This window comes from Arthrobacter sp. UYEF3 (assembly GCF_040546245.1).
Classification (GTDB): domain Bacteria; phylum Actinomycetota; class Actinomycetes; order Actinomycetales; family Micrococcaceae; genus Arthrobacter.
In genome coordinates this window covers 1-26,235 of sequence record NZ_JBEPNK010000013.1, presented here as the reverse complement: position 1 = coordinate 26,235, position 26,235 = coordinate 1, and the positions used below count along the sequence as shown (strand labels likewise).

Here is a 26,235-nt window from a genome sequence, read left to right as displayed (position 1 = left end):
CGCCGCGCGACCAATAGTCTATGTGGTGGTCCGCGCACCGGAATGGTGCAGCCTGGAAAAGCGCAGCCTTGGTCCCGGGCGACGAGGGCTTTGCGGATGTGCGGAGGGAAGACGCGCGCGGCCCGGCCGATGTCCAGGGATCCGTCCTTCGCCGCGAGCAGGACCGGAACAATGTCCGCGTCGCAGGGCAGCGCGACTTTGCGGGCGCCGATTAGACCGTCCAGGAGTTACTGCGGCCGGTCCAGCGGCTCAGCGTACGGAGCGTCCTCGGGCTTATCACTGGGGCCGTGCCGGCGCGCGGAATACTGGCGGTATTCATCACGGAGAGGAGATTTCAGAACTGTTTGGGCGTCTCATAAAACTCGACGTGTTCAAGTCCTCGGCACGGCTTGCGGATAAAAAGCACCCTGGAGTTGGCGCAACAGCTCTTCGGACGGCTCCGAACCGGTCTGGTTCAGCGCCTCGATCCAGCCCTGTGACACGCGGGCCGGGAAGTCCGGGTCATTGTCGGCGGCGGTGCGAGTAAAGGCGTGCTCCATCCGGACGACGGCCGCATCGTCGCAGAACGGCCCGACGCGCTCCAACGCAGCCGTGACGATGCCCGCGGAGCGCGCCGACACCTCGCCCGCGGCCACGGTGGACCCTATTCTTCGTGGACGGCCGGGGGCAGCATTCCCGCGAGCCCCGGCCGCGGCGGGAGACTGCTGGCAAGGCACAACCGGTTGCGGGCCTCGGCCGCCCTGCTTTGCAGGCGACGCCGGGGGCCCTGCAACCCGGTGTCCTGCAACCGGGCGTCCGGAATCTCCCACTAAACTGGAGGGAATCCCTTAGCCGCCCACTGTGAGGACAGATAGCCCATGGCCATATTGAATATCCGCATCATCGGGGACCCTGTGCTGCGCACGGTCGCAGATCCCGTGACGGAATTCGGGCCGGAGCTGGGAAAGCTCGTTGCCGACATGACCGAAACCATGGAGGACGTCGAAGGCGCCGGCCTGGCCGCGCCCCAGGTCGGCATCAGCCAGCGCGTCTTCACCTACCGGATCCACGGAGTCGAAGGGCACGTCATCAACCCGGTGCTGGAAAACAGCGAAGACTTCCAGCCGGACGAGGTCGAAGGCTGCCTGTCCATCCCCGGCCTCGGCTTCCCGGTCCGGCGGCACCGCACCACGCGCGTCACCGGCGTCGACCTGCACGGCAACCGGGTGGTGCTCGAGGCTGAGGGGATGCTGGCCCGCGTCTTCCAGCACGAAACCGACCACCTGGACGGGATCCTGTTCACCGACCGGCTCGAAGGCGAGGACCGCAAGACCGCCCTGAGGGCCATCCGCAACGCCAACTACGACGCCATCACGGAGCAGACGACGTCGAAGCGAGCCAAGACGGTCGGCTCCAGCTTCGGCGCGGGTTCCTCCTTCGGAAGCGGCCAATGAGGGTCCTCTTCGCGGGGACCCCTGCTGTCGCCGTGCCGTCACTGGACGCGCTCATCGCAGCCGGGTTCGACGTCGTCGCCGTCCTGACCCGGCCCGACGCGCCGCTGGGACGCAAACGGGTGCTCACGCCCTCCCCGGTGGCCGCCCGCGCCGCGGAGCTCGGCATCGAGGTCATCCATGCCGCCAAGGTCGACGCCGCGGTGACCGCCAGGATCCGGGCTGCCGCGCCCGACGTCGCAGCGATCGTCGCCTACGGCGGCCTCATTCCCCGTGCCGCCCTCGACCTGCCCCGGCACGGCTGGATCAACCTGCATTTTTCCTTGCTCCCGGCCTGGCGCGGTGCGGCGCCGGTACAACGCGCCCTCATCGCCGGGGACGACCTCACCGGCGCGGTGACCTTCCGGCTCGAAGAAGGACTGGACACCGGACCGGTCTTCGGCACCCTGACAGAGGCCATCCGGCCGGTGGATACCGCCGGGGAACTGCTGGAACGTCTGTCGCACGGCGGCGCTGTGCTGCTCACCCAGACCCTTTCCGCGGTCGACGCCGGCAAGGCCACCGCCGTCCCGCAGCAGGGCGACTTCAGCCTTGCCCCCAAACTGACGCTCGAGGACGGCCGGCTGGACTGGCAGCAGCCCGCCCTCGCGATTGGACGCAGGTCCCGCGGAGTCACGCCGGAACCCGGTGCCTGGACCACCCTGCAGGAGCAGCGCGTCAAGCTCGAACCGGTTCTGCTCCGCCCCGGCGCCCCGACACTACGCCCGGGGCACCTGGCTCTGGACGGGAAAGCCGTCCTGGTCGGGACCGGCTCGTACCCCGTGGAGCTCACCCGGGTCCAGCCTTCGGGCAAGAAAATGATGACCGCCGCCGATTGGGTGCGCGGACAGGCAACACTTGAAAGCGTGGTCTTCGAATGAGCGAATCCGGTACAAGCGGCAGCAGCCGCGGACGGGGCCGCCGGCCCGGCGGCCAGGGGTCCGGCGGCCAGAGCAGCCAGGCCTCCGGCGGCCCGGCCTCTGGGGGCCCGGGGTCCCGGGGAGGCGTCAGGCGCGACGCGCAGGGACGCGAACGGAACCGCGGCCCGCAGCGCGGTTTCAGCGAAAATGCTCCCTCCCAGCGCACCCGGCGCGCCGACCCTGCCCGGCTGGTGGCCTTTGAAGTGCTGCGCGCGGTGGCCGCCGAGGACGCGTACGCCAACCTGGTGCTGCCGGCCCGGATCCGGCACCACGGACTGGACAAACGTGACGCCGGATTCGCCACTGAGCTGAGCTACGGCGCGCTCCGTGGCCAGGGCACCTACGACGCGGTCCTGGCCCGCTGCGTGGACCGCCCGCTGGACCAGCTGGACCCTGCCATCCTCGACGCGCTGCGGATCGGCGCCCACCAGCTGCTGGCCATGCGGGTCCCGGCGCACGCCGCCCTCGACGAGACCGTGGGCCTGGCCCGCGCCGTGATCGGCGCCGGACCATCCGGGCTGATCAACGCCGTGCTCCGGAAGGTTTCCGCGCACACCCTGGACGAGTGGCTGGAGCTGCTGCTCCGCGACGAGCCGGACGAGACCAAGGTCGCCTCGGTCCGCTACGCGCACCCCGAGTGGATCGTTCGCGCCTTCCGGCAGTCCCTCGTGGCACACGGACGCCCGGTTACGGAAATCAACGAGCTCCTTGAAGCGGACAACGCCGCCCCCGTGGTGAACCTGGTGGCGCTCCCAGGCCTTGGCAGCCTCGACGAAGCGCTGGAAAGCGGAGCCACTCCCGGCGAGCTGGTGGAAGGATCGGCGCTCTCCAGCGGCGGCGACCTCGGCCGCCTCGCCTCGGTGCGGGACGGCAGCACCAGGGTCCAGGACGTAGGCTCCCAGCTCGTGGCGCGTGCCCTGGCCGCCGTGGACCTCGGCGGGGACGGTCCGGCAGGCGCGGCGTCGGAAGGGCAGGCCGACGGCGAACGCTGGCTTGATCTCTGCGCCGGCCCGGGCGGTAAAGCAGCCCTGCTCGGCGCCCTTGCCCGGCAGCACGGCGCGACCCTGCTCGCCAACGAGCCCGCGCCGCACCGCGCGAAACTCGTCCGACAGGCCCTGGCCGCGGTCCCGCACGAGGTCTGGCACGTCCGCACCGGCGACGGCCGCGAGGTAGGGACGGAAATGGCGGAGAGCTTCGACCGGGTGCTCGTGGACGTGCCCTGCACCGGGCTGGGCGCGCTGCGCCGCCGTCCGGAGTCGCGCTGGCGGCGCACCCCCAAAGACCTCGTGGATCTCGGCCCGCTGCAGCGGCAGCTGCTCAAATCGGCTCTGGACGCGGTCAGGCCCGGCGGGGTCGTGGCGTACGTGACGTGCTCGCCGCACCCGGCGGAGACCACCGCCGTCGTCAGCGACGCGTTGCGTAAGCGCGACGACCTTGAGCTGCTCGACGCCGGCGCCGCCCTGGACGAGGTGAGCCTCACCGGCCACCTTGAGTCCGGCCACGAGCTCACCGCGCAACTCTGGCCGCACCGGCACCGCACGGACGCCATGTTCCTGGCCCTCATCCACAAGAAAGCCTGAGCGCCGGGCCGTACCGGCATCAGCTACCCCCACCTTCCGACCAGCGAAACGACAAGGAAATCCATGGCCCGTTGCTGCATCCACCCGAGCATCCTTTCGGCGGACTTCGCGAACCTCCAGTCCGAGCTTCACCGGATCAGGACCGCGGACGCCGTGCACGTTGACGTGATGGACAACCACTTTGTGCCCAATCTCTCGATCGGCCTTCCCGTGGTCCGGCGCCTGCAGGAAGTCAGTCCGATCCCGCTGGACGCACATCTGATGATCGCGGATGCGGACCGCTGGGCGCCGGCCTATGCCGACTCCGGTGTGGCTTCGGTGACCTTCCACGCCGAGGCATCGGTCGCGCCGGTGAAGCTGGCCCGGGATTTGCGCGAACGTGGTGCCAAGGCGGGCCTGGCGCTGCGGCCCGGCAGCGCGGTGGAGCCGTTCCTGGACATGCTCGAAGAACTGGACATGATCCTGATCATGACGGTGGAACCCGGCTTTGGCGGCCAGGAGTTCCTGGACCTCACCCTGCCCAAGATCCGCCGGGCACGGGCGGCTATCGACGCCTCCGGACTCGACGTTAAACTGCAGGTGGACGGCGGCATCACCGAGGAGACCATCTGGCGCGCCGCCGACGCCGGCGCGGACGTTTTCGTGGCCGGGTCCGCGGTCTACGGCGCCGCTGACCCGGCGGACGCGATCAGCCGGCTTCGGACTGCCACCGGCCAGTAGCCCCCGGCCGGTAGCCCCCGGCCGGTAGCCACCGGCCGGTAGCCACCGGGTTGCCGGCAGGTAGCGCCGGGGACCCGCCACAACATGACGACACTTGTACCGTCCTTACCGCGGGAATAGCCGGACGGACGTGTGGGTTGTGTCAGAATAGCTACACACATACGTGCTCCGGGGTCGGTGTAAGTCCGAACCGGCGGTTATAGTCCGCGACCCGCGAGCCGGCACCTTCCCCAGGGAAGGCTGACGGCGGACGGTTGAACCGGTGAAATTCCGGTACCGACAGTTAAAGTCTGGATGAGAGAAGCACGTACAGCTTTTACTGCGGCGTCCAATCGACGCCGCGGGAGTCCGCTGTCGTAAACCCCCGGAGCCATCGCGGTTCTGAGGGAAGGAACGACACACACATGAACCCCTTGCGATGGCTCTTCGCCACCACCGCGGTCCCGCGGGACCGGGCGGACGCCACATGAGCGCTCAGCATGCGGCCGCCGGGCCGCCCAAGAACCACGGCCAGGACAGCGGCGTAGGTGGCTACGCGGCAGACGTCGCCGACGCCGGCTTCAGCGCCGCCGAGACAGCCGCGATGGACACCGCCCTCGGCGCCGCCGCACAGGGCCCGCGGGGCGCTAACCCCTTGGTGGGCGCCGTCGTCATCGACCGCGACGGCAGACCCCTCGTGACCGGCCACCATCGCGGCGCCGGCACGCCCCATGCGGAGGTCGACGCGATCTCGCAGGCCGCGGCCGCCGGAGTGGACCTCAAGGGCACCACCATGTTGGTCTCGCTCGAGCCGTGCAACCACCGCGGCCGCACGGGTCCCTGCGCCCAGGCCATCATCGACGCCGGCATCGCCGGCGTCGTCTACGCCGTGGACGACCCGCACGATCCGGCGGCCGGGGGAGCGGCAACCCTGCGCGCCGCCGGAGTCCGGGTCCGCTCAGGGCTGGGCGCCGTCGCCGCCCTGGACCTTAACCGGCGCTGGTTCGACGCCGTGGCCGCCAAGCGGCCGTTCGTCAGCTTGCACATCGCGCAAACCCTGGACAGCCGGATCGCCGCCAGCGACGGCACCAGCCAGTGGATCTCCAGCCCGGAGTCGCTGGCCGACAATCACGGCCTGCGCGGCCGGATCGACGCGATCCTGGTGGGCACGCAGACGGTCCTGGTGGACAACCCTCGGCTGACGGCCCGGAACCCGGACGGCGGACCCGCCGACAAACAGCCGCTGCGTGCCGTGATGGGCCTGCGCGGGATTCCCGACGGCGCCGCGGTCAACGGCGGCGACGGCAAGGTGCTGCACCTGCCGACCCGGGAACCCCGCGAGGCCCTGGACCAGCTGTTCGACGCCGGCGTCCGGCACCTGATGGTCGAGGGCGGCTCGCGGATCCTGAGCGCGTTCCTGGCCGCCGGCCTCGTCGACGAGCTCATCGTCTACCTCGCCCCGACTCTGCTCGGCGCCGGGACGGCCGCCCTGGAAGACCTCGGCATCGGCACCCTCGCCGACGCCCAGCACTGGGACTGGGACGAGGCCTCTGGCGGCGCCGTCCGGATGCTGGGACGCGACCTTCGGCTGCACCTCCGCCCCGCCGCCGGATCCGGCGGCACCGAAACTTCATCCGATTCCACCCCGCGCAGCGACGCGGACACCGCCGCAGGAGGCTACTGATGTTTACCGGAATTATCGCCGAACAGGGGAAGGTGTTGTCCGTCGAGCACGACGGCGACACCAGCGCGACGTTGCGTCTGCACGCCCCTGTGAGCACTGACGGACTGTCCTCCGGCGGCTCGATCGCCGTCAACGGCGTCTGCCTGACCGCCACGGACATCGACGGCGCGGACTTCAGCGTCGACGTCATGGGCGAGACTCTGGTCCGGAGCACCATCGGCGGCCTGGCCGCCGGGGATCCGGTCAACCTGGAACGCTGCGTCCCGGCAGGCGGCCGGCTCGACGGCCACGTTGTGCAGGGTCACGTCGACGGTGTCGGCCAACTGCTGGAACGCGAGGCGCTCGGCAACTGGGACCGGCTGCGCTTCGGCGTACCGTCCGGACTGGCCCGCTACATTGCTGAGAAAGGCTCGATCGCCATCGACGGCGTCTCCCTCACCGTCACCGCCGTGAGCCCGGCGCCCGAACCGGCCCCGTGGTTCGAAGTCGGGCTGATCCCGACGACCCTGGCCGAAACGGGCCTGGGCGCCAAAGCTGTGGGCGGCGCCGTCAACCTTGAGGTGGACGTGCTGGCCAAGTACACCGAGCGGTTGCTCGCCTTCGTCCCTACCGCGCACCCTCGGAAGGCCGCATCATGAGCCGGCTGCAGGTTCCCCGCGGGCTCGCCCTGGACGCGCCCGCGCTGGATCCGATCGAGGACGCCATCCGCGCGATGGCGGCCGGGCGGCCGGTGCTGGTGGTGGATAACGAGGACCGCGAAAACGAGGGCGACATCATCTTCGCCGCGCAGCACGCCACCCCGAAGCTGATGGGCTGGACCGTCCGGTACAGCTCCGGCGTGATCTGCGTACCGCTGGACGGCGAGCGGGCGGACGCCTTGGAATTGCCGCCGATGGTGGCCGTCAACCAGGACGCCAAGGGCACCGCCTACACGGTTTCGTGCGACGCGGCAGTGGGTGTGAGCACCGGCATCTCCGCCACGGACAGGGCCCTGACGGCCCGGATTCTGGCCAATCCGACAAGCCAGCCGAATTCGCTGACCCGCCCCGGGCATGTTTTTCCGCTGCGCGCCGTTAACGGAGGTGTGCGGGAACGTCCCGGCCACACCGAGGCAGCTGTCGAATTGTGCCGGTTGGCGGGCCTCGAACCCGTGGGTGTGATTGCGGAACTGGTGCACGACGACGGGGAAATGATGCGGCTGGACGGACTTCGCGGCTTCGCCGCCGAACATGGCTGCCCGCTGATCTCGATTTCTGATCTGGTGGCGTACCTTGATTCCGGGGACGCCGAAAGCCACCCATCGGCATCCGCCTAGATCCTTGGACTGAGGAGAGACAATGACGACTTTTGAAGCGCGGCAGGCCGTCCCGGGACAGCAGCGGCATCCGGTTTCCGGAGGACCGATCGTCCAGTTGCCCACCGCCCACGGTGATTTCGTGGCGCAGGCCTGGACCGACTTGGCCACCGGCGCGGAGCACCTTGCCGTCAGCTCCCCGCTGCCGGCCAGGGACGGCCAAGCCCCCCTGGTTCGGCTGCACTCCGAATGCCTCACCGGGGACGTGTTCGGTTCCTACCGCTGCGACTGCGGCGAACAGTTGGCCTACGCCCTTGAAATGATCCACGAATACGGCGGCACCCTGCTCTACCTGCGCGGCCAGGAAGGCCGCGGCATCGGCCTGGCCAATAAAATCAAGGCCTACGCCCTGCAGGAAGCCGGCTTCGACACCGTTGAGGCAAACGAACAGCTGGGACTGCCGGTGGACGCCCGCTGCTACAAAGCCGCGGCCCAGATCCTCGCTGAGATGGGTCTCCATGAGATCCGGCTGCTGAGCAACAATCCGGACAAGCAGGACCGGCTGGCCCAGGCCGGGGTCCGGGTTGTCGAGATGGTTCCTACCGAGGTTCCGTCCCGGGAGCAGAACATCCGGTACCTGCAGACCAAGAAGGACCGGATGGATCACCGGCTGGTCCTCGACATGGAGTCCGCGCGCGCCACGGGACATCTCGGCTTCAACCAAGAACAAGGCTGACCCGCCCGCGGTACCAGCACCCTGATCAACTCCTACCCCCACAGCAAGGAACTCGCATGAGCGGCCACGGCGCCCCCCAGATCGACCTCACCACCCTCGAACCCGGCGAAACTTCCCGGCTTAAACTGGCCATCGTGGCCGCCAGTTGGCACACCCAGATCATGGATGGCCTGCTCGACGGCGCCCTGCGCGCCGCCAAGGACGCCGGCATCGACGAACCCACCGTGCTGCGGGTCCCCGGAACCTTTGAACTGCCCGTCGCGGTTTCCCGGCTGGCGCCGCACTTCGACGCAGTCGTGGCGCTCGGCGTCGTGATCCGCGGCGGAACCCCGCACTTTGAATACGTCTGCGGAGCCGCCACCCTGGGCCTGACCGAGGTCAGCGTCCGTACCGGCGTTCCGGTCGGTTTCGGTGTGCTGACCTGCGACACCGAAGAGCAGGGCATCGACCGGGCCGGACTGGCCGGCTCCAAGGAAGATAAGGGCCACGAGGCCGTCACCGCGGCCCTGGCCACCGCCGTTATGCTGAAGCAATACTCCTAGGCTGTGTATTCCCTCACATCCGCTCCGTCATGCAAGGACCGGCAGGCGTGGTCCTGCCGTGAACAAGTAGGCTGGAAGGCGTGAAGAATTTCGAGTCGCTGTTTGCAGAACTAAGCGAGAAGGCAGCCACCCGCCCGGAGGGCTCCCGCACCGTCGCTGAACTGGAGTCCGGAATCCACGGCATCGGCAAGAAAGTCGTGGAGGAAGCAGCCGAGGTCTGGATGGCTGCCGAGTACGAATCCGATGAGGCCGCCGCGGAAGAAATTTCGCAGCTGCTCTACCATCTGCAGGTTCTGATGCTCGCCAAAGGACTCAGCCTGGAAGACGTCTACAAGCATCTCTAGCCGCGTCGCACCGTCCTGAGCGGACCTGCTTCCGCTCAGGACGGCGCACCCGTGGCCCGCAGTGCCCTGATGACTTCCTAACCAGAAAGAACACTTGCCATGCTCAGAGTTGCCGTCCCTAACAAGGGATCCCTGTCCGAAGCCGCCTCCGCCATGCTCGCCGAGGCCGGTTACCGCCAGCGCCGCGACAGCCGCGAACTGGTCATGGTGGACCCCGACAACGACATTGAATTCTTTTTCCTGCGCCCGCGCGACATCGCTGTGTACGTGGGCCAAGGAACCCTTGACGTCGGTATCACCGGCCGCGACCTGCTGCTCGACGCCCAGGTGGACGCTGACGAGCTGCTGCCGCTGGGCTTCGCCGTGTCCACGTTCCGGTTCGCCGGCCCGGTGGGGGACTTCGCCGGCATCGAACAACTTGAGGGCAAACGGCTCGCCACCAGCTACGACGGCCTGCTCCGCGACTACCTCGCCGAGCGCGGCATCAACGCCAAGGTCGTCCGCCTTGATGGTGCGGTCGAATCGTCCGTCCGGCTCGGCGTCGCGGACGCGATCGCCGACGTCGTCGAAACCGGCACCACGCTCAAGGCCGCCGGGATGGAAATCTTCGGCGAGCCGATCCTGAACTCCGAATCGGTCCTGATCGGCCGGCCGGGTGAGCAAAACCCTGCCATCGAGGTGCTGATCCGGCGCCTCCAAGGCGTCCTGGTAGCCCGCCGGTACGTGCTGATGGACTACGACATCCGCAAGGAGCTTGTAGAGCAGGCCGCAACCCTGACGCCCGGGCTGGAGTCGCCCACCGTCTCACCGCTGCGCGATTCGGACTGGGTGGCCGTCCGCTCGATGGTGCCCAAGAAGGAAACCAACCGGGTTATGGATGAACTCTACGACCTCGGCGCCCGCGCCATCCTGGTCAGCAGCATCCACGCCTGCCGGATCTAGCGCCGCGCCCCGTGAATCCGACGTCCGTGAGCCCATCGTCCTTGAGCCCAGAGCAGGAGCAGCCATGTCTGTAGCCGTCCGCGTCATTCCGTGCCTGGACGTAGACGCCGGCCGCGTGGTTAAGGGCATCAACTTCGAAGGCCTGCGCGATGCCGGCGACCCGGTGGAGCTCGCGCACCGCTACGACAACGGCGGTGCCGACGAACTGACCTTTCTCGATGTCACAGCGTCCTCGGGCAACCGCGAAACCACCTTCGACGTGGTCCGCCGGACCGCTGAGGAAGTGTTCATCCCCCTGACCGTCGGTGGCGGCGTGCGCGGCGTGGCCGAAGTGGACAAGCTGCTGCGCCACGGTGCGGACAAGGCCGCCATCAACACCGCGGCCGTGGCCCGTCCCGAAGTGATCGACGAGATCACCCGGCACTTCGGCTCCCAGGTCCTCGTGCTCTCCCTCGATGCGCGTCGTACCCGTCCCGGCTCGCAGCCGACACCCTCCGGGTTCGAGGTCACCACCCACGGCGGCCGGCAGGGCACCGGCATCGACGCCCTCGCATGGGCACGCGAGGCGGCGGACCGCGGGGTCGGTGAGATCCTGCTCAATTCGATCGACGCCGACGGCACCAAAGACGGGTTCGACCTTGAGCTGATCCGGCTGGCCCGCGCCAGCGTAAGGGTGCCGCTGATCGCCTCCGGCGGCGCCGGCAAGCCCGAACACTTCCCGCCGGCCGTGGCAGCCGGCGCGGACGCGGTCCTCGCCGCCTCGGTGTTCCACTTCGGCCCGCAGGACATGATCGCGCAGGTCAAGGCCGCCATCCGCGAGGCAGGCTTCGAAGTCCGCTAACCGAGGTCCGGTGACGAGCAGGCGGCGGGTGGTGGGCCCACGCCCGCAGGGTCCCCTGGCCGAGCTTGCAAAGTGAGGCTGCGGGTGGTGGGCCCACGCCCGCAGGGTCCCTGGCTGAGCTTGCAAAGTGAGGCTGCGGGTGGTGGGCCCACGCCCGCAGGGTCCCCTGGCCGAGCTTGCAAAGTGAGGCGGCGGGTGGTGGGCGCACGCCCGCAGGGTCCCCTGGCCGAGCTTGCGAGGTGAGGGGGCGGGTGGGGACTACAGGCCGACTTCGGCGGACTGCAAAAGTGCGACGGCGTCCGGCTGGCCTTCGAACGTGACCAGCGCGTGCCGGGTCCGGCCGTGGGCGTGCATCAGGAGTTCGCCCGGTTCGCCGACGATTGCGACCGAGACGGGAGCACGCTTGGCCACGTGCCGGGGGCCGGAGGGCCGCACCAGCACGATGCCCAGATCTACGCCGCGGTACAGGATGGCGGCCCGCTTGATCAGTTCGGCCCAGAGGGCGTCGGAGTAAGCCTCGTCCAGAGCCCGCGGCGCCCAGCGGTCCACCGCGCGGCGGACATCCTCGGTGTGTACGAAGTATTCGATCAGGTTGGAACTCTCGTCCAGGGCCTTGATCCGCAGGGGGGAGAGCGCAGGTGGTCCGGCGCGGAAGTTGTTGACCAGTGTGGCGTAGGCGTCCGGGGTCCGGAGCTTGGCGGCGAGGTCGGCAGTGGCCTGGTCCGACGCCTTGGACAACCGCTTGATCAGCAGTCCGAGTCCTACCCGGGCCTTGCGCTCCCGCAGGAAGAGATGGGCGGCGAGATGCCGGGTCTGCCAGCCTTCGCAGAGCGTAGGGCAGTCAGGACCGGCCGCCAGCAGGGTTTCGGCCAGTACTTCTCGGGACGGATCGACGAATTGCATCACTTGTGAACGTAGCACGAGACGCGCGCCCGTGTGCACAGGAAGCGCCGTGGTTTCGGCGCCGTCGGGCTTTTAACGGAGTTGTTAAGCCCGGTGCCGCCCCGCCGGACGGCACCGGGCCCGGAGGCACTAGACTTGGGCTGATGTCTGAGCAGCCTGCCCCCGCCCCCGCCAGCGAATTCGCCGGCGAATCCAGCAGCGAATCCGTCAGTGGAACTACTGTCCCGGCTTCGCTCCCTGCCGGTCTTTCCGGTTCCCTGAAAAGGGACAGCGCCGGCCTGGTGGCCGCGATTATCCAGCAGTTCGACACCAGTGAGGTGCTCATGCTGGGTTGGATGGATGATGAGGCACTGCACCGCACGCTGACCAGCGGACGGGTCACGTTTTTCTCCCGCTCCCGCCAGGAGTACTGGCGGAAGGGCGATACCTCCGGCCATGTGCAGTGGGTCAAGTCCCTCGCGCTGGACTGCGACGGCGACGCCCTGCTGGTCCGGGTCGACCAGGTCGGCGCGGCCTGCCACACGGGGACCCGGACGTGCTTCGACGGCCGCGCGCTGGACGCCGTCGTCGGCCCCGTCGACTAACACCGCGGACCGCGGCGCACCCCGGCCTTCAGCGGCCGGCACTTCACCAGCTTTAGATCAAGAGAACAGGCGGACACACGCAGCCATGCAGGACCTCGGAATCATCAGCCCCAGCCTGGACGAGTTCCGGAAACTCGCCGGCCACAGCCGCGTCATCCCCGTCCGGCTGAAGGTGCTCGCCGACGCCGAGACCCCGATCGGGCTGTATCGCAAACTCGCTCAGGGCCAGCCCGGGACGTTCCTGCTGGAGTCCGCCGCGGTGGGCGGCGCCTGGTCCCGCTACTCGTTCATCGGGGCGAGGTCCCGCGCCACGCTGACCACCAGCAACGGGCAGGCGCACTGGCTCGGCGAACCGCCCGTCGGCGTGCCGCTGGACGGCAGCCCGGTCGACGCCGTCCGGGATACCGTCCGGGCCCTGCACACCGAACGCTTCGAGGGCCTGCCTCCCTTCACCTCCGGTCTGGTCGGGTTCCTTGGCTGGGAAACCGTGCGGCACTGGGAAAAACTCACCAGCCCGCCCGAGGATGACCTGGAGCTGCCTGAGATGGCCCTGAACCTCGTCACGGACATGGCCGTGCACGACAACATGGACGGCACCGTGCTGTTGATCGCCAACGCAATTAACTTCGACAACAGCTCCGAACGCGTCGACGATGCCTGGCACGACGCCGTCGCCCGGGTGAAGACTCTGTTGGAAAAGGTCAGCACCCCGACGCAACAGCCCGTTTCCGTGCTCGAAACTGCGGCCCTCGATTTCGCCTCGAGCGTGCAGGAGCGGTGGGCCGAGAGCGAGTACCTGGCCGCCCTGGACCGCGGCAAGGAAGCAATCGTCGACGGCGAGGTGTTCCAGGTCGTGATCTCCCGGCGCTTCGAAATGGAGTGCGGGGCCGACGCGCTGGACGTCTACCGGGTCCTGCGGAACACCAACCCCAGCCCGTACATGTACCTCTTCAGCCTCCAGGACGCCGCCGGCCGCCAGTACTCGATCGTTGGCTCGTCCCCGGAGGCCCTCGTGACGGTCACCGGCGAGGACGTCATCACCCACCCGATCGCCGGCTCCCGGCCCCGCGGCAAGACCGTCGAGGCGGACAAAGCCCTGGCCGAGGAGTTGCTAGCGGACCAGAAGGAACGCGCCGAGCACCTCATGCTGGTGGACCTGTCCCGCAACGACCTCTCCAAGGTCTGCGTGGCAGGAACGGTGGACGTCACCCAGTTCATGGAGGTGGAACGGTTCAGCCACATCATGCACTTGGTGTCCACGGTGGTGGGCAAGCTCGCCCCGGACGCCAAAGCCTACGACGTGCTCAAGGCCACCTTCCCGGCGGGCACCCTGTCGGGCGCCCCCAAGCCCCGCGCGCTGCGCCTCCTGGACGAGCTGGAACCCCACCGCCGCGGCATCTACGGCGGCGTGGTGGGCTACCTCGACTTCGCCGGCGACATGGACATGGCGATCGCCATCCGGTCCGCGCTGCTCCGCGAAGGCCGCGCCTACGTGCAGGCCGGCGGCGGGATCGTGGCCGACTCCGTGAACGCCACCGAGGCGCAGGAAACAGTGAATAAGGCCGCCGCGCCGATGCGGGCCGTCCATACGGCCCAGTCGCTGCGCAACATCACAGCGGAAACCGTGACCGGCGCCGGGACGGAGCAGCCGTGACCGACGCCGCCGGCGCGGTCCGGAGCACCAGCCCCGCCGTTCCCCGCTGGGCCCGCAAGTCCACCCTGGTGCTGCTCATCGCAGCCCTGGCACTGGCGGTCTTCGGCACCACCACCCAGACCTGGCTGGTGGTGCAGCTCGATCCCGGCCAGCTGGGCCAGGGCGTGCACAGCCAGGACGGTCTTCAGGTCCAGGGCAGCAAGGCCGCGACCACGGTGACGGCCCTTGCCCTCGTTGCGCTGGCCGGCGGGCTTGCGGCATCGATCGCCGGCCGCATCGCGCGTTGGATCATCACGGCGATCATCCTGCTCGCCGCCGTCGGGATCGTTGCCGCGGCCGCGACAGTGTTGGCAAACCCGTTGGCCGCGGCGCAGGGCTCCATCGCTGCGGCCACCGGTATCAGCGGGAGCAACGTGAAGGTGGCACTCACCGCGTTTCCCGTCCTCGCCGTCGTCGCCGGTTCCCTGCTTGGGCTCGGCGCCCTCGCGATCGTCCCGGCGGGGCGGTATTGGCGGAGTCGGACGAAGTACGACGTTGCGGCGACCGGAGGCGTTTCGGACCCCGCCCGGCCTGCCGACGAGATCGACAGCTGGGACCGGCTGTCGCGCGGTGACGACCCGACCTGAGCCAATGCCGCCGGCACGGGCAGTTGCGCGGGCTGTAACGCGGCCAATAACGCCGCCAATAAATGGCAGAATGTAAGCAGTATTGATCCTGAGGAGATTTCCATGAGCAAAGCCCCTGTTTCCGCACCCCAGCCTGCTGCCGGCACCGGCATTTACGACGGCGTCGACCACCGCGAGCCGACCGGCCACGGCAACAGCCCGGCGGCCTGGACGACCGTAGCCGTCATGTTGATCGGCGCGCTCATCGCCGCCATTGCCTTCGTCATCGCCAACACCCCGATCTTCATCGCCGGAGTTGTGATCATGCTGCTCGGCCTTGTGGTGGGCTTCGCCATGCGTAAAGCCGGGTACGGCGTGGGCGGCAGCAAGCTGAAGAACACCGGCCACTAAGCATGACTGTTCTTGATGACCTCAATGCCGGTGTCAGGGAGGATATGGCGGCCCGGCAGCGCCTGGTCACGCTCGCAGAATTGAAGGAGCACGCCGCGGCGGCAGCCCCGGCGCGGGACGCCTGGGCTGCGCTGGGAGGCCCGTCCGCCCGTGACCGGCTCCAGGTTATCGCCGAAATCAAGCGGCGCAGCCCCTCCAAGGGCGACCTCGCGAGCATCGCGGACCCGGCTTCACTGGCCGTGCAGTACGCCGACGGCGGCGCGGCAGTGATCAGCGTCCTCACCGAACAGCGCCGCTTCAACGGCTCGCTCGCCGACCTGGACGCGGTCCGGGCCGCGGTGGACGTCCCGCTGCTCCGCAAGGACTTCATGATCGACGAGTACCAGATCTGGGAGGCCCGTGCCCACGGCGCCGACCTGATCCTGCTGATCGTCGCCTCCCTCTCCGACGCGCAGCTGCGCGAATACAGCGCGCTCAGCCGCGACCTGGGCATGAATGTACTCGTGGAGACCCACACGGCCGGCGAAATCGAACGCGCGGTGGCCGCCGATGCCAAAATCATTGGCGTCAACGTCCGCAACCTCAAGACCCTCGATGTCGACCGCTCCGTTTTCGCGGACCTCGCCGCCGGCATCCCGGCCGGCGCGCTCGTGGTGGGCGAATCCGGTGTACGCGGCGTCGATGACGTCCGGCACTACGCGGCCAGCGGCGCCAATGCTGTCCTGGTGGGCGAGGCGCTGGTCAGCGATGCGACTCCGCGTGAGCGGATCGCCGAATTCACCGCCGCCGGCGCCGAAGAAATCGCCGCACGTTCCTGACCGGCGTTCGCGCCGGGCAGCCGGCCGGACGCCGCGGTGCTTCCGTGCGGCACCGAAGATCTAGTTAGCAGTGGAACAGGATGGTGAGACTGATGGTCGATGCGCCAGCAGCCGGCTCAGACGAAAGCCCCGTGGACGCGTTCTTAGACGGCGCCCGACCGAACGAGGACAGGCCGCAGGGGTCACCTTCCCTGCGGCACGCCCCCGGACCGTACTTCGGCTCCTACGGTGGACGCTGGATGCCCGAGTCCCTCATCGCCGCGCTGGACGAGCTCGAGGACACCTTCGAGAAGGCGAAGGCGGACCCGGAATTTACCGCGCAGATCGCCGAGCTGAACAAGAACTACTCCGGCCGTCCCTCGCTGCTGACCGAGGCCAAGCGCTTCGCCGAGCACGCCGGGGGAGTGCGGGTCTTCCTCAAGCGCGAAGACCTGAACCACACGGGCTCGCACAAGATCAACAACGTGCTCGGCCAGGCGCTGCTCGCCAAGCGCATGGGCAAGACCCGCGTGATTGCCGAGACCGGAGCCGGCCAGCACGGCGTGGCCAGCGCCACCGCCGCCGCCTTGCTGGGCCTGGAATGCGTGGTCTACATGGGCGCCGAGGACTGCCGCCGGCAGTCCCTGAACGTGGCCCGGATGGAGCTCCTCGGAGCCACGGTCATCCCTGTCACCAGCGGCTCCCAGACGCTTAAGGACGCGATCAACGAGGCGCTCCGCGACTGGGTGGCCAACGTCGACAACACCCACTACCTGCTGGGCACGGCCGCCGGAGCGCACCCGTTCCCGGCCATGGTCCGTTACTTCCACGAGGTCATTGGTGAAGAGGCGCGCGCCCAGATCCTGGCGCAGACCGGCCGGCTGCCGGACGCCGTCTGCGCCTGCATCGGCGGCGGCTCCAACGCCATCGGCATCTTCCACGGCTTCCTGGATGACCCCTCGGTGAAAATTTACGGCTTCGAAGCCGGCGGCGACGGCGTCGAAACCGGCCGTCACGCGGCTACCATTACCCTGGGCAAGCCCGGCGTGCTGCATGGCGCCCGTTCCTATCTCATGCAGGACGACGACGGGCAGACTATCGAGTCGCACTCGATCTCGGCCGGCCTGGACTATCCGGGTGTCGGACCTGAACATTCCTACCTTGCCGACATTGGCCGGGTCCGCTACGAGCCCATCACGGACAGCGAGGCTATGGAGGCCTTCCGGATCCTGTGCCGCACCGAGGGCATCATTCCGGCCATCGAGTCCGCGCACGCCCTCGCCGGCGCCATCAAGGTCGGACAGCGGCTCGCCGGCGCAGGCAGCGATGCGGCCGGTGCCGTCTCGGACAAGATTGTGCTTGTGAACCTCTCCGGCCGCGGTGACAAGGACGTGGCCACCGCAGCGGAATGGTTCAACCTGCTGGACCAGGATTCACCCGAAGCCGAGATCGCCCAGGAGGGGGAGCAGCTGTGAGCAACGACGACATCAGCGCCCAAGGAAGCACCGAAGTTGCCGCCGAACGTACGGCAGGCACGACGCCGCATGCGAGCAAGTCGGCGGCCGCCATCGACCGGGCCAGGGCCCAGGGCCGTGCAGCCCTCATCGGCTACCTGCCCGCCGGGTACCCGAGCGTCGAAGACACCATCGCCGCCGGCATCGCCCTGGCCGAAAACGGCGCCGACCTGATCGAGATCGGCATCCCCTATTCGGACCCGGTGATGGACGGTCAGGTCATCCAGGCCGCCACCACCGAGGCGCTCGCCAAGGGCTTCCACGTCGGGCAGGTCTTCGACGTCGTGCGCGGCATCACGAGCAGGACCGAGGCCGCCGTCCTGGTCATGACCTACTGGAACCCCGTGCTCCGGATGGGCGTGGACGAGTTTTCCCGCCGGCTGGCCGACGCCGGGGGAGCAGGACTCATCACCCCGGACCTGATTCCGGACGAGGCGGCGCAATGGATGGCCGCCTCGGACAAGTACGGCCTGGACCGGGTGTTCCTCGTGGCACCGTCCTCCACCCCCGAGCGGATGAAACGCACCGTGGATGCGAGCCGCGGCTTCGTCTACGCCGTCTCCATCATGGGCGTCACCGGGGCGCGCGCCTCGGTCAGCACCGCCGCAAAGGACGTCGTCGCCGCGGCCCGCGCCGCCGGCGCCGAACGAGTCTGCGTCGGTTTGGGTGTCTCCAACGCGGGGCACGTCCGCGAAATCGCCGCCTACGCCGACGGGGTAATTGTCGGCACCGCCCTCGTCGCGGCGATCGGTGAGGGCGGTGTGGATGCCGTAGCGTCCTTGACGAAAGAGCTCAGCACCGGTCTCAGCCAGAAAGAAGCGTAACCAATGCAGTCAGTCCTTCACGCGGCGGCGATGGTTTCCGCGAGCATTCCGAGCCCGGGCTGGTCCGGTTTCGATATCCCGCTGCCCTGGGGGTCCCTGCGCATCCACGCCTACGCGCTGTGCATCCTGGCCGGCATCATTGTCGGCCTCTGGCTTACGTCCGTGCGGTGGGCCCGCCGCGGCGCCCCTGAGGGCAGCATCTGGGACATCGCCATCTGGGCGATCCCGTTCGGCATCATCGGCGGTCGGCTCTACCACGTGGTGTCGTCGCCGGACGCCTACTTCGGTCCCGGCTTCGACGGCACCGGAGACCTGTCCCTGATCCCGCAGATCCAACGCGGTGGCCTGGGGATCTGGGGTGCCGTGGTGCTGGGCGTCGTCGGTGCCTGGATCGGCTGCCGGCGGGCAGGCGTCAAGCTCAGCGCCTTTGTGGATGCCGCGGCCCCGGGCCTGCTGCTGGCGCAGGCGATCGGCCGTTGGGGAAATTATTTTAACCAGGAACTTTTCGGCGGCCCCACCACCCTGCCGTGGGGCCTGCAGATCGACGCCGGCAGCCCCAACTTCCCGGCCGGCCTGCCCGCCGACACGCTGTTCCACCCGACCTTCCTTTACGAATCTCTGTGGAACCTCGTCGGGGTGGTGGTATTGCTGGCTCTGGACCGGAAGTTCTCCTTCCGCCGTGGCCGGCTGTTCTGGCTCTACGCCATCTACTACACGCTGGGCCGCGTCTGGATTGAGGCCATGCGGATCGACGATGCCGAGCAGATCAACCTCTTCGGCATCACCACCCGGCTGAATGTCTGGACCAGTATCTTCGTACTGCTCGCCGCACTGGTGGTCTTCGTCGCCCTGGGCCTGCGCAAACGTGAAGCGCCGGACACCCCGTACCTGCCGGGACGCGAGCCGGCTGTCGCCGTGGAGGACGGCGACGGCGCGGGCGGGGACGCCCTCGTCGAAAATGCCGACGATGGTGCCATGAAGTCGGAGGGTGATGCCGACGCGGACGACGCCGCAGTCGACCACGACGGCGCGGCAGCCGGCGCGAAGGCCGTCCATCATGCGGACTCTTCTGTCTCGGATACTGAATCCCGTGATAATCTCCCGGATAACCAAGGCGGTCCGCGCCGGGCTATGGACTCGTCGGAAAAAGACTTGTCCGAAGCGGAAAGGCCTGGAACGGCCTCTGCCGACGCGGCCCCGGCTCTGGCGGCCGGGGAATCGGCCGGCGGAACCAAGGCCGCCACCGGTGAAACGGCTGCCGGAGTTTCCGGCCGCCGGGCGACCGAAACCGCGCCGGAGGCTGAGAGCACCAAGTAGCTCAGCACCGGCTACCGGGCTGCACGGCGACCGCCTGCCGGGCCCGGATCCACAGCGTCGTGGCGAATAGGAATGCAGCGCAGGCAGATAGCTGATCGCGATGCAAACCAGGGCCGGCGGCCAGCGTAACTGTTCGTACAGAGAGCGTCGCTGGCCTACAATTCGAGTAGGAAATTCACGTTGTTGCGCCCGTTACGCCGGCGCACCGATTCGGGCCAATGTTGTCCCTCCCATACGCACGATCAGGAGGAAGGACGTCTCCCATGACCCAAACCCTGCACAGCCCCAGTTGGTCCGGTCCGGAGCAGCCCGGCACGGCCATGTCACCGTTCAAGCGTTTCGCGGCCCTGCCCGAAGCCGCCGGACTCTACCACCCGGAACACGAGAAGGACGCCTGCGGCCTGGCCATTATCGCCACGCTGCGCGGCGAGCCCGGCTACGACATTGTGGCAGCCGCGCTTACCGCCCTCCGCAACCTCGAGCACCGCGGTGCCGTCGGTGCCGATGAGGGAACCGGCGACGGCGCCGGGCTGCTGATGCAGGTGCCGGACGAGTTCTTCCGCGCCGTCGCCGACTTCGAACTCCCCGCCCCCGGCCGGTACGTCGTGGGTACCGCGTTCCTGCCGGCCGAACAGCGTGAATCCGACGCTGCCAAGGCAGGCATCGAGAGCCTCGCCGCCGACGAGGGGCTCACCGTCCTCGGCTGGCGCGAAGTCCCGATTGTGGCCGACCTCGTCGGCTCCATGGCCCGGGCCTGCATGCCGTACTTCGCCCAGCCGTTCTTTGCTTCCAGCACCGGTGAAGCACTCACGCACAACGAACTTGACTCCCGCGCCTGGCGGATCCGCAAACGCGCCCAGAACAAGTTCGGCGTGTACTTCCCCTCGCTGTCCTCCCGGACCATCGTCTACAAGGGCATGCTGACCACCGCACAGCTCGAGCCGTTCTACCCGGATCTCTCGGACACAAGGTTCAAGACCAAGCTCGCGATCGTCCATTCGCGCTTCTCCACCAACACCTTCCCGTCCTGGCCGCTGGCCCAGCCCTTCCGGACCATCGCCCACAACGGCGAAATCAACACCGTCAAGGGCAACCGCAACTGGATGCGGGCCCGCCAGTCCCAGCTGGCCAACCCGCTGCTGGGAGGCTCGCCGGAAGAGCTATACCCGATCTGCACCCCGGGCGCCTCGGACTCGGCGTCCTTCGATGAGGTTGCCGAACTGCTCTGGCTCTCAGGCCGTCCGATCACGCACTCGATCATGATGATGATCCCCGAGGCCTGGGAAAACCACGCCACCATGGATCCGGCCCGCCGCGCGTTCTACGAATACCACTCGATGCTCATGGAACCGTGGGACGGCCCCGCCGCCGTGTCCTTCACCGACGGCAACCTGGTCGGTGCCACCCTGGACCGCAACGGCCTGCGCCCGGGCCGGTACTGGATCACCGAGGACGGCCTTGTCATCTTCGCCTCCGAGGTCGGCGTGATCGACGTCGAACCCTCCAAGGTGGTCAAAAAGGGCCGGGTGTCGCCCGGCAAGATGTTCCTCGTGGACACCGCATCGGGCCGGATCATCGACGACGCCGAGGTCAAGGCCGAGGTGGCGGCAGCCAACCCCTGGGCTGAATGGGTCAAGGACAACCTGATCGATCTCAAGGACCTGCCCGAGCGTGAGCACGTCGTGCACACCGCGGCCTCGGTCAACATCCGCCAGCGCACCTTCGGCTACACCACCGAGGAACTCAAAATCCTGCTCGGCCCGATGGCCCGCACCGGTGCCGAACCGCTCGGCGCCATGGGATCCGACACCCCGGTGGCCGTGCTCTCCAAGCGCCCCCGGCTGCTTTTTGACTACTTCGTGCAGTCCTTCGCACAGGTGACCAACCCGCCGCTGGATGCCATCCGGGAAGAGCTCGTCACGTCCCTGACCTGCGCCATCGGCCCCAACGGCAACCTGCTGGACACCAAACAGGTCCGCCAGCCGCAGGTATCGCTGCCGTTCCCCGTCATCAATAACGACCAGCTCGCCAAGATCGCGAACATCGAGAACGCAGACGGCGACAGGGTCGCCATGAAGGTCCGCGGACTCTACCGGCCCGAGGGCGGCGAAAATGCGCTGCGTGCGCGGCTCACCGAAATCTGCGAGCAGGTCTCCGGCGCCATTAACCGCGGCGTCCAGTACGTCGTGCTCTCGGACCGTGACTCAAATGCCCAGTGGGCTCCGATCCCGTCCCTGCTGTTGGTCAGCGCCGTGCACCATCACCTGCTGCGCAGCGCCAACCGCACCAAGACGGCGCTCGTGGTCGAGGCCGGCGACGTCCGCGAAACCCATCATGTGGCCGTCCTGATCGGCTACGGCGCCTCGGCCGTGAACCCCTATCTGGCAATGGAATCCGTCGAGCAGCTCATCGCCGCCGGAGACGTCGTCGGCGTCACCGCGCAGGACGGTGTCTACAACCTGATCAAGGGCCTCGGCAAGGGCGTCCTGAAGATCATGTCCAAGATGGGCATTTCCACTGTCGCTTCCTACACCGGCGCCCAGACCTTCGAAGCGCTCGGCCTGGGCCAGGAGCTGGTGGACGAGTACTTCGCCGGCACCAACTCCCAGCTCGGCGGCGTCGGCCTTGACGTCGTCGCCGCGGAGGTCGCGGCGCGGCACCGGATGGCGTACCCGGAGAATGGCATCGAAGTTCCGCACCAGCCCCTGCTGGGCGGCGGCGAGTACCAGTGGCGTCGCGACGGCGAGCCGCACCTGTTCAACCCGGAGACCGTGTTCCGGCTGCAGCACGCCACGCGGGAACGCCGTTACGACATTTTCAAGGCCTACACCCGCGGCGTGGATGACCAGTCCGAGAACCTGATGACGCTGCGCGGGCTGCTCAAGTTCAAGGACGGCATCCGCCCCGCGGTCCCGCTCGAGGAAGTGGAGCCCGTCTCGAGCGTCGTCAAGCGTTTCTCGACCGGTGCCATGAGCTACGGCTCGATATCGCAGGAGGCCCACGAGACCCTCGCGATCGCCATGAACCGGCTCGGTGGCAAGTCCAACACCGGTGAAGGCGGCGAGGACGTGGACCGCCTGCTCGATCCCACCCGGCGGTCCGCGGTCAAACAGATCGCCTCCGGACGTTTCGGCGTCACGAGCCTGTACCTGTCCAACGCGGATGACATCCAGATCAAGATGGCGCAGGGTGCCAAGCCCGGCGAAGGCGGCCAGCTGATGGCCCAGAAGGTCTACCCCTGGGTGGCCCGGACCCGGCACTCCACGCCCGGCGTCGGACTCATCTCGCCGCCGCCGCACCACGACATCTACTCGATCGAGGACCTCGCGCAGCTGATCTACGACGCGAAGCGTGCCAACCCCTCGGCCCGAGTGCACGTCAAGCTCGTCTCCGAGGTCGGGATCGGCACGGTCGCCGCCGGCGTCACGAAGGCCAAGGCCGACGTCGTGCTCGTATCCGGCCACGACGGCGGCACCGGCGCCTCGCCGCTGAACTCGCTCAAGCACGCCGGTGTGCCGTGGGAACTCGGCCTCGCCGAGACCCAGCAGACCCTTATGCTTAACGGCCTGCGCGACCGCGTGGTGGTGCAGGTGGACGGTCAGCTCAAGACCGGTCGCGACGTCGTGATCGCCGCGTTGCTGGGCGGTGAGGAGTTCGGTTTCGCCACCGCGCCGCTGGTGGTCTCCGGCTGCATCATGATGCGCGTCTGCCACCTGGACACCTGCCCGGTGGGCGTCGCAACGCAGAACCCCGAGTTGCGCTCACGTTTCAGCGGCAAGCCCGAGTTCGTCGTCAACTTCTTCGAATTCCTGGCCGAGGAGGTCCGCGAAATCCTTGCGGAACTCGGCTTCCGGACCCTGGAGGAAGCGATCGGCCACGCCGAGATGCTCGACACCCGCGGGGCGATCAATCACTGGAAGGCCGAAGGGCTGGACCTGGATCCGATCCTGCACGGCCTCGAATTCGACGACGACGTCCCGCTGCGGAACCTCACCGGCCAGAACCACGAACTGGACAAGCACTTCGACCAGCGGCTGATCACGATGGCCGCCGAGGCCCTCAGCGACCGCACCCCGGTGAAGATCGCCGTCAACGTGATCAACACGGACCGCTCGGTGGGCACCATGCTCGGCCACGTGGTGACCAAGACCTTCAGCACCGACCTGCTGGCCACGGACACGATCGACATCACCCTGACCGGCACCGCCGGCCAGTCGCTCGGCGCGTTCCTGCCGGCCGGGATCACGCTGCGGATGTACGGTGACTCCAACGACTATGTCGGCAAGGGGCTCTCCGGCGGACGCATCATCGTCCGCCCCGACCGGACCAACGTCTTCGCGGCGGAACGGAACGTGATCGCGGGCAACGTGATCGGCTACGGCGCCACCAGCGGCGAGCTGTACCTCCGCGGCCAGGTGGGGGAACGCTTCATGGTGCGTAACTCCGGTGCCACCGCGGTGGTCGAGGGCATCGGGGACCACGGCTGCGAGTACATGACAGGCGGTCAGGTTCTCATCATCGGGCGCACCGGCCGTAACTTCGGCGCCGGCATGTCCGGCGGCACGGCGTATGTCCTGGACCTGCGGACCGAACGGGTTAACAAGCAGGCCCTCGACGCCGGCGAGCTGCAATTGCGTGAACTCGACGCCGAGGACCGCGAGATTGTCCACGGCCTCCTGGCCAAGCACCTCGAAGAAACCGAGTCGCAGCTCGCGGCCCGGCTCCTCGAGGACTTCGATGACACCGCGGCCCGCATTACCAAAGTCCTGCCGCGTGACTACGCGGCCGTCCTGCAAACCCGACTCGACGCCATCGAAGAGGGCCTTGACCCCGACGGCGAAGAAGTATGGTCTCGAATCCTGGAGGTGACCGGTGGCTGATCCACGCGGATTTTTGAAAGTACGCCAGCGTGAAACGCAGCCGCGTCGTCCCGTCCCGGTCCGCATCATGGACTGGAAGGAAGTGTACGAGGCCCAGGAAAAGGGCGTCCTGAAGAGCCAGGCCGGCCGGTGCATGGACTGCGGCGTCCCGTTCTGCCACCAGGGCTGCCCGCTGGGCAACCTCATCCCGGAGTGGAACGACCTCATTTGGCGGGACAAGGGCGAGGAAGCGATCGAGCGGCTGCACGCCACCAACAACTTCCCGGAATTTACCGGCCGGCTCTGCCCGGCCCCCTGCGAGGCGTCCTGCGTGCTGGGCATCAACCAGCCTGCCGTGACCATCAAGCAGGTCGAGGTCTCCATCGTGGATCAGGCCTTCGAGAACGGCTGGGTCAACCCGCTGCCGCCGGCTCGACTCTCCGGCAAGACCGTCGCCGTCGTCGGCTCCGGCCCTGCCGGCCTCGCCGTCGCCCAGCAGCTGACCCGGGTGGGCCACACCGTGGCCGTCTATGAGCGCGATGACAAGATCGGCGGCCTCCTCCGGTACGGCATCCCCGACTTTAAGATGGAAAAAGAGCACGTGGACCGCCGCCTGGACCAGATGAAGGCCGAAGGCACCCGCTTCCGGACCGGCGTCGCCGTCGGCACCGACGTCACCTGGGAGCAGCTGCGCCGCCGCTACGACGCCGTCGTGGTCGCCACCGGCGCCACCGTCCCGCGGGACCTGCCGATCCCGGGCCGCGACCTCGAAGGCGTGCACTTTGCGATGGACTACCTCGTCCCGGCCAACCGTGTCGTGGCCGGCGAGACAGTGGAAAACCAGATCAACGCCGCCGGCAAACACGTCGTCATCCTCGGCGGCGGCGACACCGGCGCGGACTGCCTCGGCACCGCGCACCGCCACCAGGCGGCGTCGGTGACCACACTGGCGATCGGCAAGCAGCCTTCCGCCGAGCGGGCCGCGCACCAGCCGTGGCCGACGTTCCCCACCCTGTTCGAGGTGGCCAGCGCCCATGAGGAAGGCGGCGAACGCACCTACCTCGCGTCCACTGTCGAGTTCGTCGGCGAGAACGGCAAACTGACCGGCGTCAAGGTGGCCGAGACCGAGTTTATTGACGGGAAGCGGCTGCCCCAGGCCGGCACCGAGCGGATCATCCCGGCGGACCTCGTGCTGCTGTCCCTGGGCTTCACCGGCGCCGAGCCGGCCGGGATCACCGAACAGGTGAATGCCGGGTTCGACGGCCGCGGGAACGTGGCGCGGGACGGCTACTACATGACCAGCACCGAAGGCGTCTTTGTCGCGGGCGACGCCGGCCGCGGGCAGTCCCTAATTGTCTGGGCCATTGCCGAGGGACGCGCCTGCGCCGCCGCGGTGGATAAGTTCCTGATGGGCAGCACCATTCTCCCGGCGCCCGTTGCGCCCACGGACCGGGCGATCGCCGTCCTGTAGCCCGGTCCGGCCCCTTCCCGGGCCGGCCGGACACCGGCCGTTCTTCCCCGCGACACCTCTAATAGACCAAGAGACAACTAGGGTAGGTATATGAGACGCGCTAAAATTGTGGCCACCTTCGGACCGGCGATCGCGAGCTTCGAGAACACTCTCGCGGTGCTTGAGGCCGGGGTCGACGTTGCCCGGATGAACATGAGCCACGGGGATTACGCCGTGCATGACACCACGTACGATAACGTCCGGAA

General features: G+C 68.2%; 25 protein-coding genes and 1 riboswitch. Of the genes, 23 read left to right on the top strand and 2 right to left on the bottom strand.

The features are described from left to right. Positions 1-371: 371 nt before the first annotated feature. The gene (locus tag ABIB14_RS10870) at positions 372-635 is read right to left on the bottom strand and encodes a hypothetical protein (RefSeq protein WP_354235892.1); all 264 of its coding nucleotides are present in this window, start codon (positions 633-635) and stop codon (positions 372-374) included. 222 nt (positions 636-857) lie between these two features. Here ABIB14_RS10870 and def point away from each other — a divergent pair, with 222 nt between their 5' ends. From def to hisF, 12 genes are all read left to right on the top strand, one after another. After that, the gene (gene def, locus ABIB14_RS10865) at positions 858-1,433 is read left to right on the top strand and encodes a peptide deformylase (RefSeq protein WP_354235891.1); all 576 of its coding nucleotides are present in this window, start codon (positions 858-860) and stop codon (positions 1,431-1,433) included. Further along, on the top strand, positions 1,430-2,350 hold the full coding sequence (gene fmt / locus ABIB14_RS10860) for a methionyl-tRNA formyltransferase (RefSeq protein WP_354235890.1): 921 nt from the start codon (positions 1,430-1,432) through the stop codon (positions 2,348-2,350). The genes def and fmt overlap by 4 nt, the downstream gene beginning before the upstream one ends. Continuing rightward, on the top strand, positions 2,347-3,969 hold the full coding sequence (locus tag ABIB14_RS10855; protein ID WP_354235889.1) for an RsmB/NOP family class I SAM-dependent RNA methyltransferase: 1,623 nt from the start codon (positions 2,347-2,349) through the stop codon (positions 3,967-3,969). The genes fmt and ABIB14_RS10855 overlap by 4 nt, the downstream gene beginning before the upstream one ends. 63 nt (positions 3,970-4,032) lie before the next feature. Continuing rightward, complete coding sequence (rpe, locus tag ABIB14_RS10850) at positions 4,033-4,689, top strand: ribulose-phosphate 3-epimerase (RefSeq protein ID WP_354235888.1); 657 nt, start codon at positions 4,033-4,035, stop codon at positions 4,687-4,689. A gap of 159 nt (positions 4,690-4,848) precedes the next feature. Further along, a riboswitch (FMN riboswitch) is annotated at positions 4,849-5,000 on the top strand. Positions 5,001-5,272: 272 nt separating this feature from the next. After that, on the top strand, positions 5,273-6,352 hold the full coding sequence (ribD, locus tag ABIB14_RS10845; protein WP_354235954.1) for a bifunctional diaminohydroxyphosphoribosylaminopyrimidine deaminase/5-amino-6-(5-phosphoribosylamino)uracil reductase RibD: 1,080 nt from the start codon (positions 5,273-5,275) through the stop codon (positions 6,350-6,352). After that, on the top strand, positions 6,352-6,990 hold the full coding sequence (locus ABIB14_RS10840) for a riboflavin synthase (RefSeq protein WP_354235887.1): 639 nt from the start codon (positions 6,352-6,354) through the stop codon (positions 6,988-6,990). The genes ribD and ABIB14_RS10840 overlap by 1 nt, the downstream gene beginning before the upstream one ends. After that, positions 6,987-7,667, top strand: coding sequence for a 3,4-dihydroxy-2-butanone-4-phosphate synthase (ribB, locus tag ABIB14_RS10835; protein WP_354235886.1), 681 nt, complete (start codon positions 6,987-6,989; stop codon positions 7,665-7,667). The genes ABIB14_RS10840 and ribB overlap by 4 nt, the downstream gene beginning before the upstream one ends. Before the next feature lie 22 nt (positions 7,668-7,689). After that, complete coding sequence (gene ribA, locus ABIB14_RS10830) at positions 7,690-8,382, top strand: GTP cyclohydrolase II (protein WP_354235885.1); 693 nt, start codon at positions 7,690-7,692, stop codon at positions 8,380-8,382. Between the two features lie 56 nt (positions 8,383-8,438). Continuing rightward, positions 8,439-8,924 carry a 6,7-dimethyl-8-ribityllumazine synthase gene (gene ribH, locus ABIB14_RS10825; RefSeq protein WP_354235884.1) on the top strand — a complete coding sequence of 162 codons (486 nt, stop codon included), beginning with the start codon at positions 8,439-8,441 and terminating at the stop codon, positions 8,922-8,924. An 80-nt stretch (positions 8,925-9,004) separates the two neighbouring features. Beyond that, entirely contained in the window at positions 9,005-9,268 is a 264-nt protein-coding gene (locus tag ABIB14_RS10820) for a phosphoribosyl-ATP diphosphatase (RefSeq protein WP_175321714.1), read from the top strand. Positions 9,269-9,367: 99 nt separating this feature from the next. Further along, entirely contained in the window at positions 9,368-10,210 is an 843-nt protein-coding gene (gene hisG / locus ABIB14_RS10815) for an ATP phosphoribosyltransferase (protein ID WP_354235883.1), read from the top strand. A 64-nt stretch (positions 10,211-10,274) separates the two neighbouring features. Continuing rightward, a complete protein-coding gene (hisF, locus tag ABIB14_RS10810) occupies positions 10,275-11,051 on the top strand; it encodes an imidazole glycerol phosphate synthase subunit HisF (RefSeq protein WP_354235882.1) in 777 nt (258 codons plus the stop codon). 258 nt (positions 11,052-11,309) lie between these two features. Here hisF and ABIB14_RS10805 read toward each other — a convergent pair whose 3' ends face one another. Beyond that, positions 11,310-11,954 (bottom strand): TIGR03085 family metal-binding protein, encoded by a 645-nt coding sequence (locus ABIB14_RS10805; RefSeq protein ID WP_354235881.1) that lies wholly within the window; start codon positions 11,952-11,954, stop codon positions 11,310-11,312. 143 nt (positions 11,955-12,097) lie between these two features. Between ABIB14_RS10805 and hisI the strand changes: the two genes are divergently transcribed. The 11 genes from hisI to ABIB14_RS10750 all read left to right on the top strand — a co-directional run. After that, positions 12,098-12,538 (top strand): phosphoribosyl-AMP cyclohydrolase, encoded by a 441-nt coding sequence (gene hisI / locus ABIB14_RS10800; protein ID WP_354235880.1) that lies wholly within the window; start codon positions 12,098-12,100, stop codon positions 12,536-12,538. Between the two features lie 85 nt (positions 12,539-12,623). Further along, on the top strand, positions 12,624-14,192 hold the full coding sequence (locus tag ABIB14_RS10795) for an anthranilate synthase component I (protein ID WP_354235879.1): 1,569 nt from the start codon (positions 12,624-12,626) through the stop codon (positions 14,190-14,192). Then, the gene (locus ABIB14_RS10790; protein WP_354235878.1) at positions 14,189-14,818 is read left to right on the top strand and encodes a Trp biosynthesis-associated membrane protein; all 630 of its coding nucleotides are present in this window, start codon (positions 14,189-14,191) and stop codon (positions 14,816-14,818) included. The genes ABIB14_RS10795 and ABIB14_RS10790 overlap by 4 nt, the downstream gene beginning before the upstream one ends. A 102-nt stretch (positions 14,819-14,920) precedes the next feature. After that, positions 14,921-15,208, top strand: coding sequence for an HGxxPAAW family protein (locus ABIB14_RS10785; RefSeq protein WP_354235877.1), 288 nt, complete (start codon positions 14,921-14,923; stop codon positions 15,206-15,208). A 2-nt stretch (positions 15,209-15,210) separates the two neighbouring features. Then, on the top strand, positions 15,211-16,026 hold the full coding sequence (gene trpC / locus ABIB14_RS10780) for an indole-3-glycerol phosphate synthase TrpC (protein ID WP_354235876.1): 816 nt from the start codon (positions 15,211-15,213) through the stop codon (positions 16,024-16,026). Positions 16,027-16,118: 92 nt separating this feature from the next. Continuing rightward, on the top strand, positions 16,119-17,480 hold the full coding sequence (gene trpB, locus ABIB14_RS10775; RefSeq protein WP_354235875.1) for a tryptophan synthase subunit beta: 1,362 nt from the start codon (positions 16,119-16,121) through the stop codon (positions 17,478-17,480). After that, positions 17,477-18,343, top strand: a complete 867-nt coding sequence (gene trpA / locus ABIB14_RS10770; protein WP_502909647.1) for a tryptophan synthase subunit alpha — start codon at positions 17,477-17,479, stop codon at positions 18,341-18,343. Before trpB ends, trpA begins: the two co-directional genes overlap by 4 nt. 3 nt (positions 18,344-18,346) lie before the next feature. After that, positions 18,347-19,660: a prolipoprotein diacylglyceryl transferase gene (lgt, locus tag ABIB14_RS10765; protein ID WP_354235874.1), complete on the top strand. Its 1,314-nt coding sequence runs from the start codon at positions 18,347-18,349 to the stop codon at positions 19,658-19,660. A 263-nt stretch (positions 19,661-19,923) separates the two neighbouring features. Then, positions 19,924-24,540 carry a glutamate synthase large subunit gene (gene gltB / locus ABIB14_RS10760; protein ID WP_354235873.1) on the top strand — a complete coding sequence of 1,539 codons (4,617 nt, stop codon included), beginning with the start codon at positions 19,924-19,926 and terminating at the stop codon, positions 24,538-24,540. Then, positions 24,533-25,990: a glutamate synthase subunit beta gene (locus tag ABIB14_RS10755; protein WP_354235872.1), complete on the top strand. Its 1,458-nt coding sequence runs from the start codon at positions 24,533-24,535 to the stop codon at positions 25,988-25,990. Before gltB ends, ABIB14_RS10755 begins: the two co-directional genes overlap by 8 nt. A 90-nt stretch (positions 25,991-26,080) precedes the next feature. Beyond that, positions 26,081-26,235: pyruvate kinase (locus ABIB14_RS10750; protein WP_354235952.1), on the top strand; the 155-nt coding region annotated here is incomplete at its 3' end.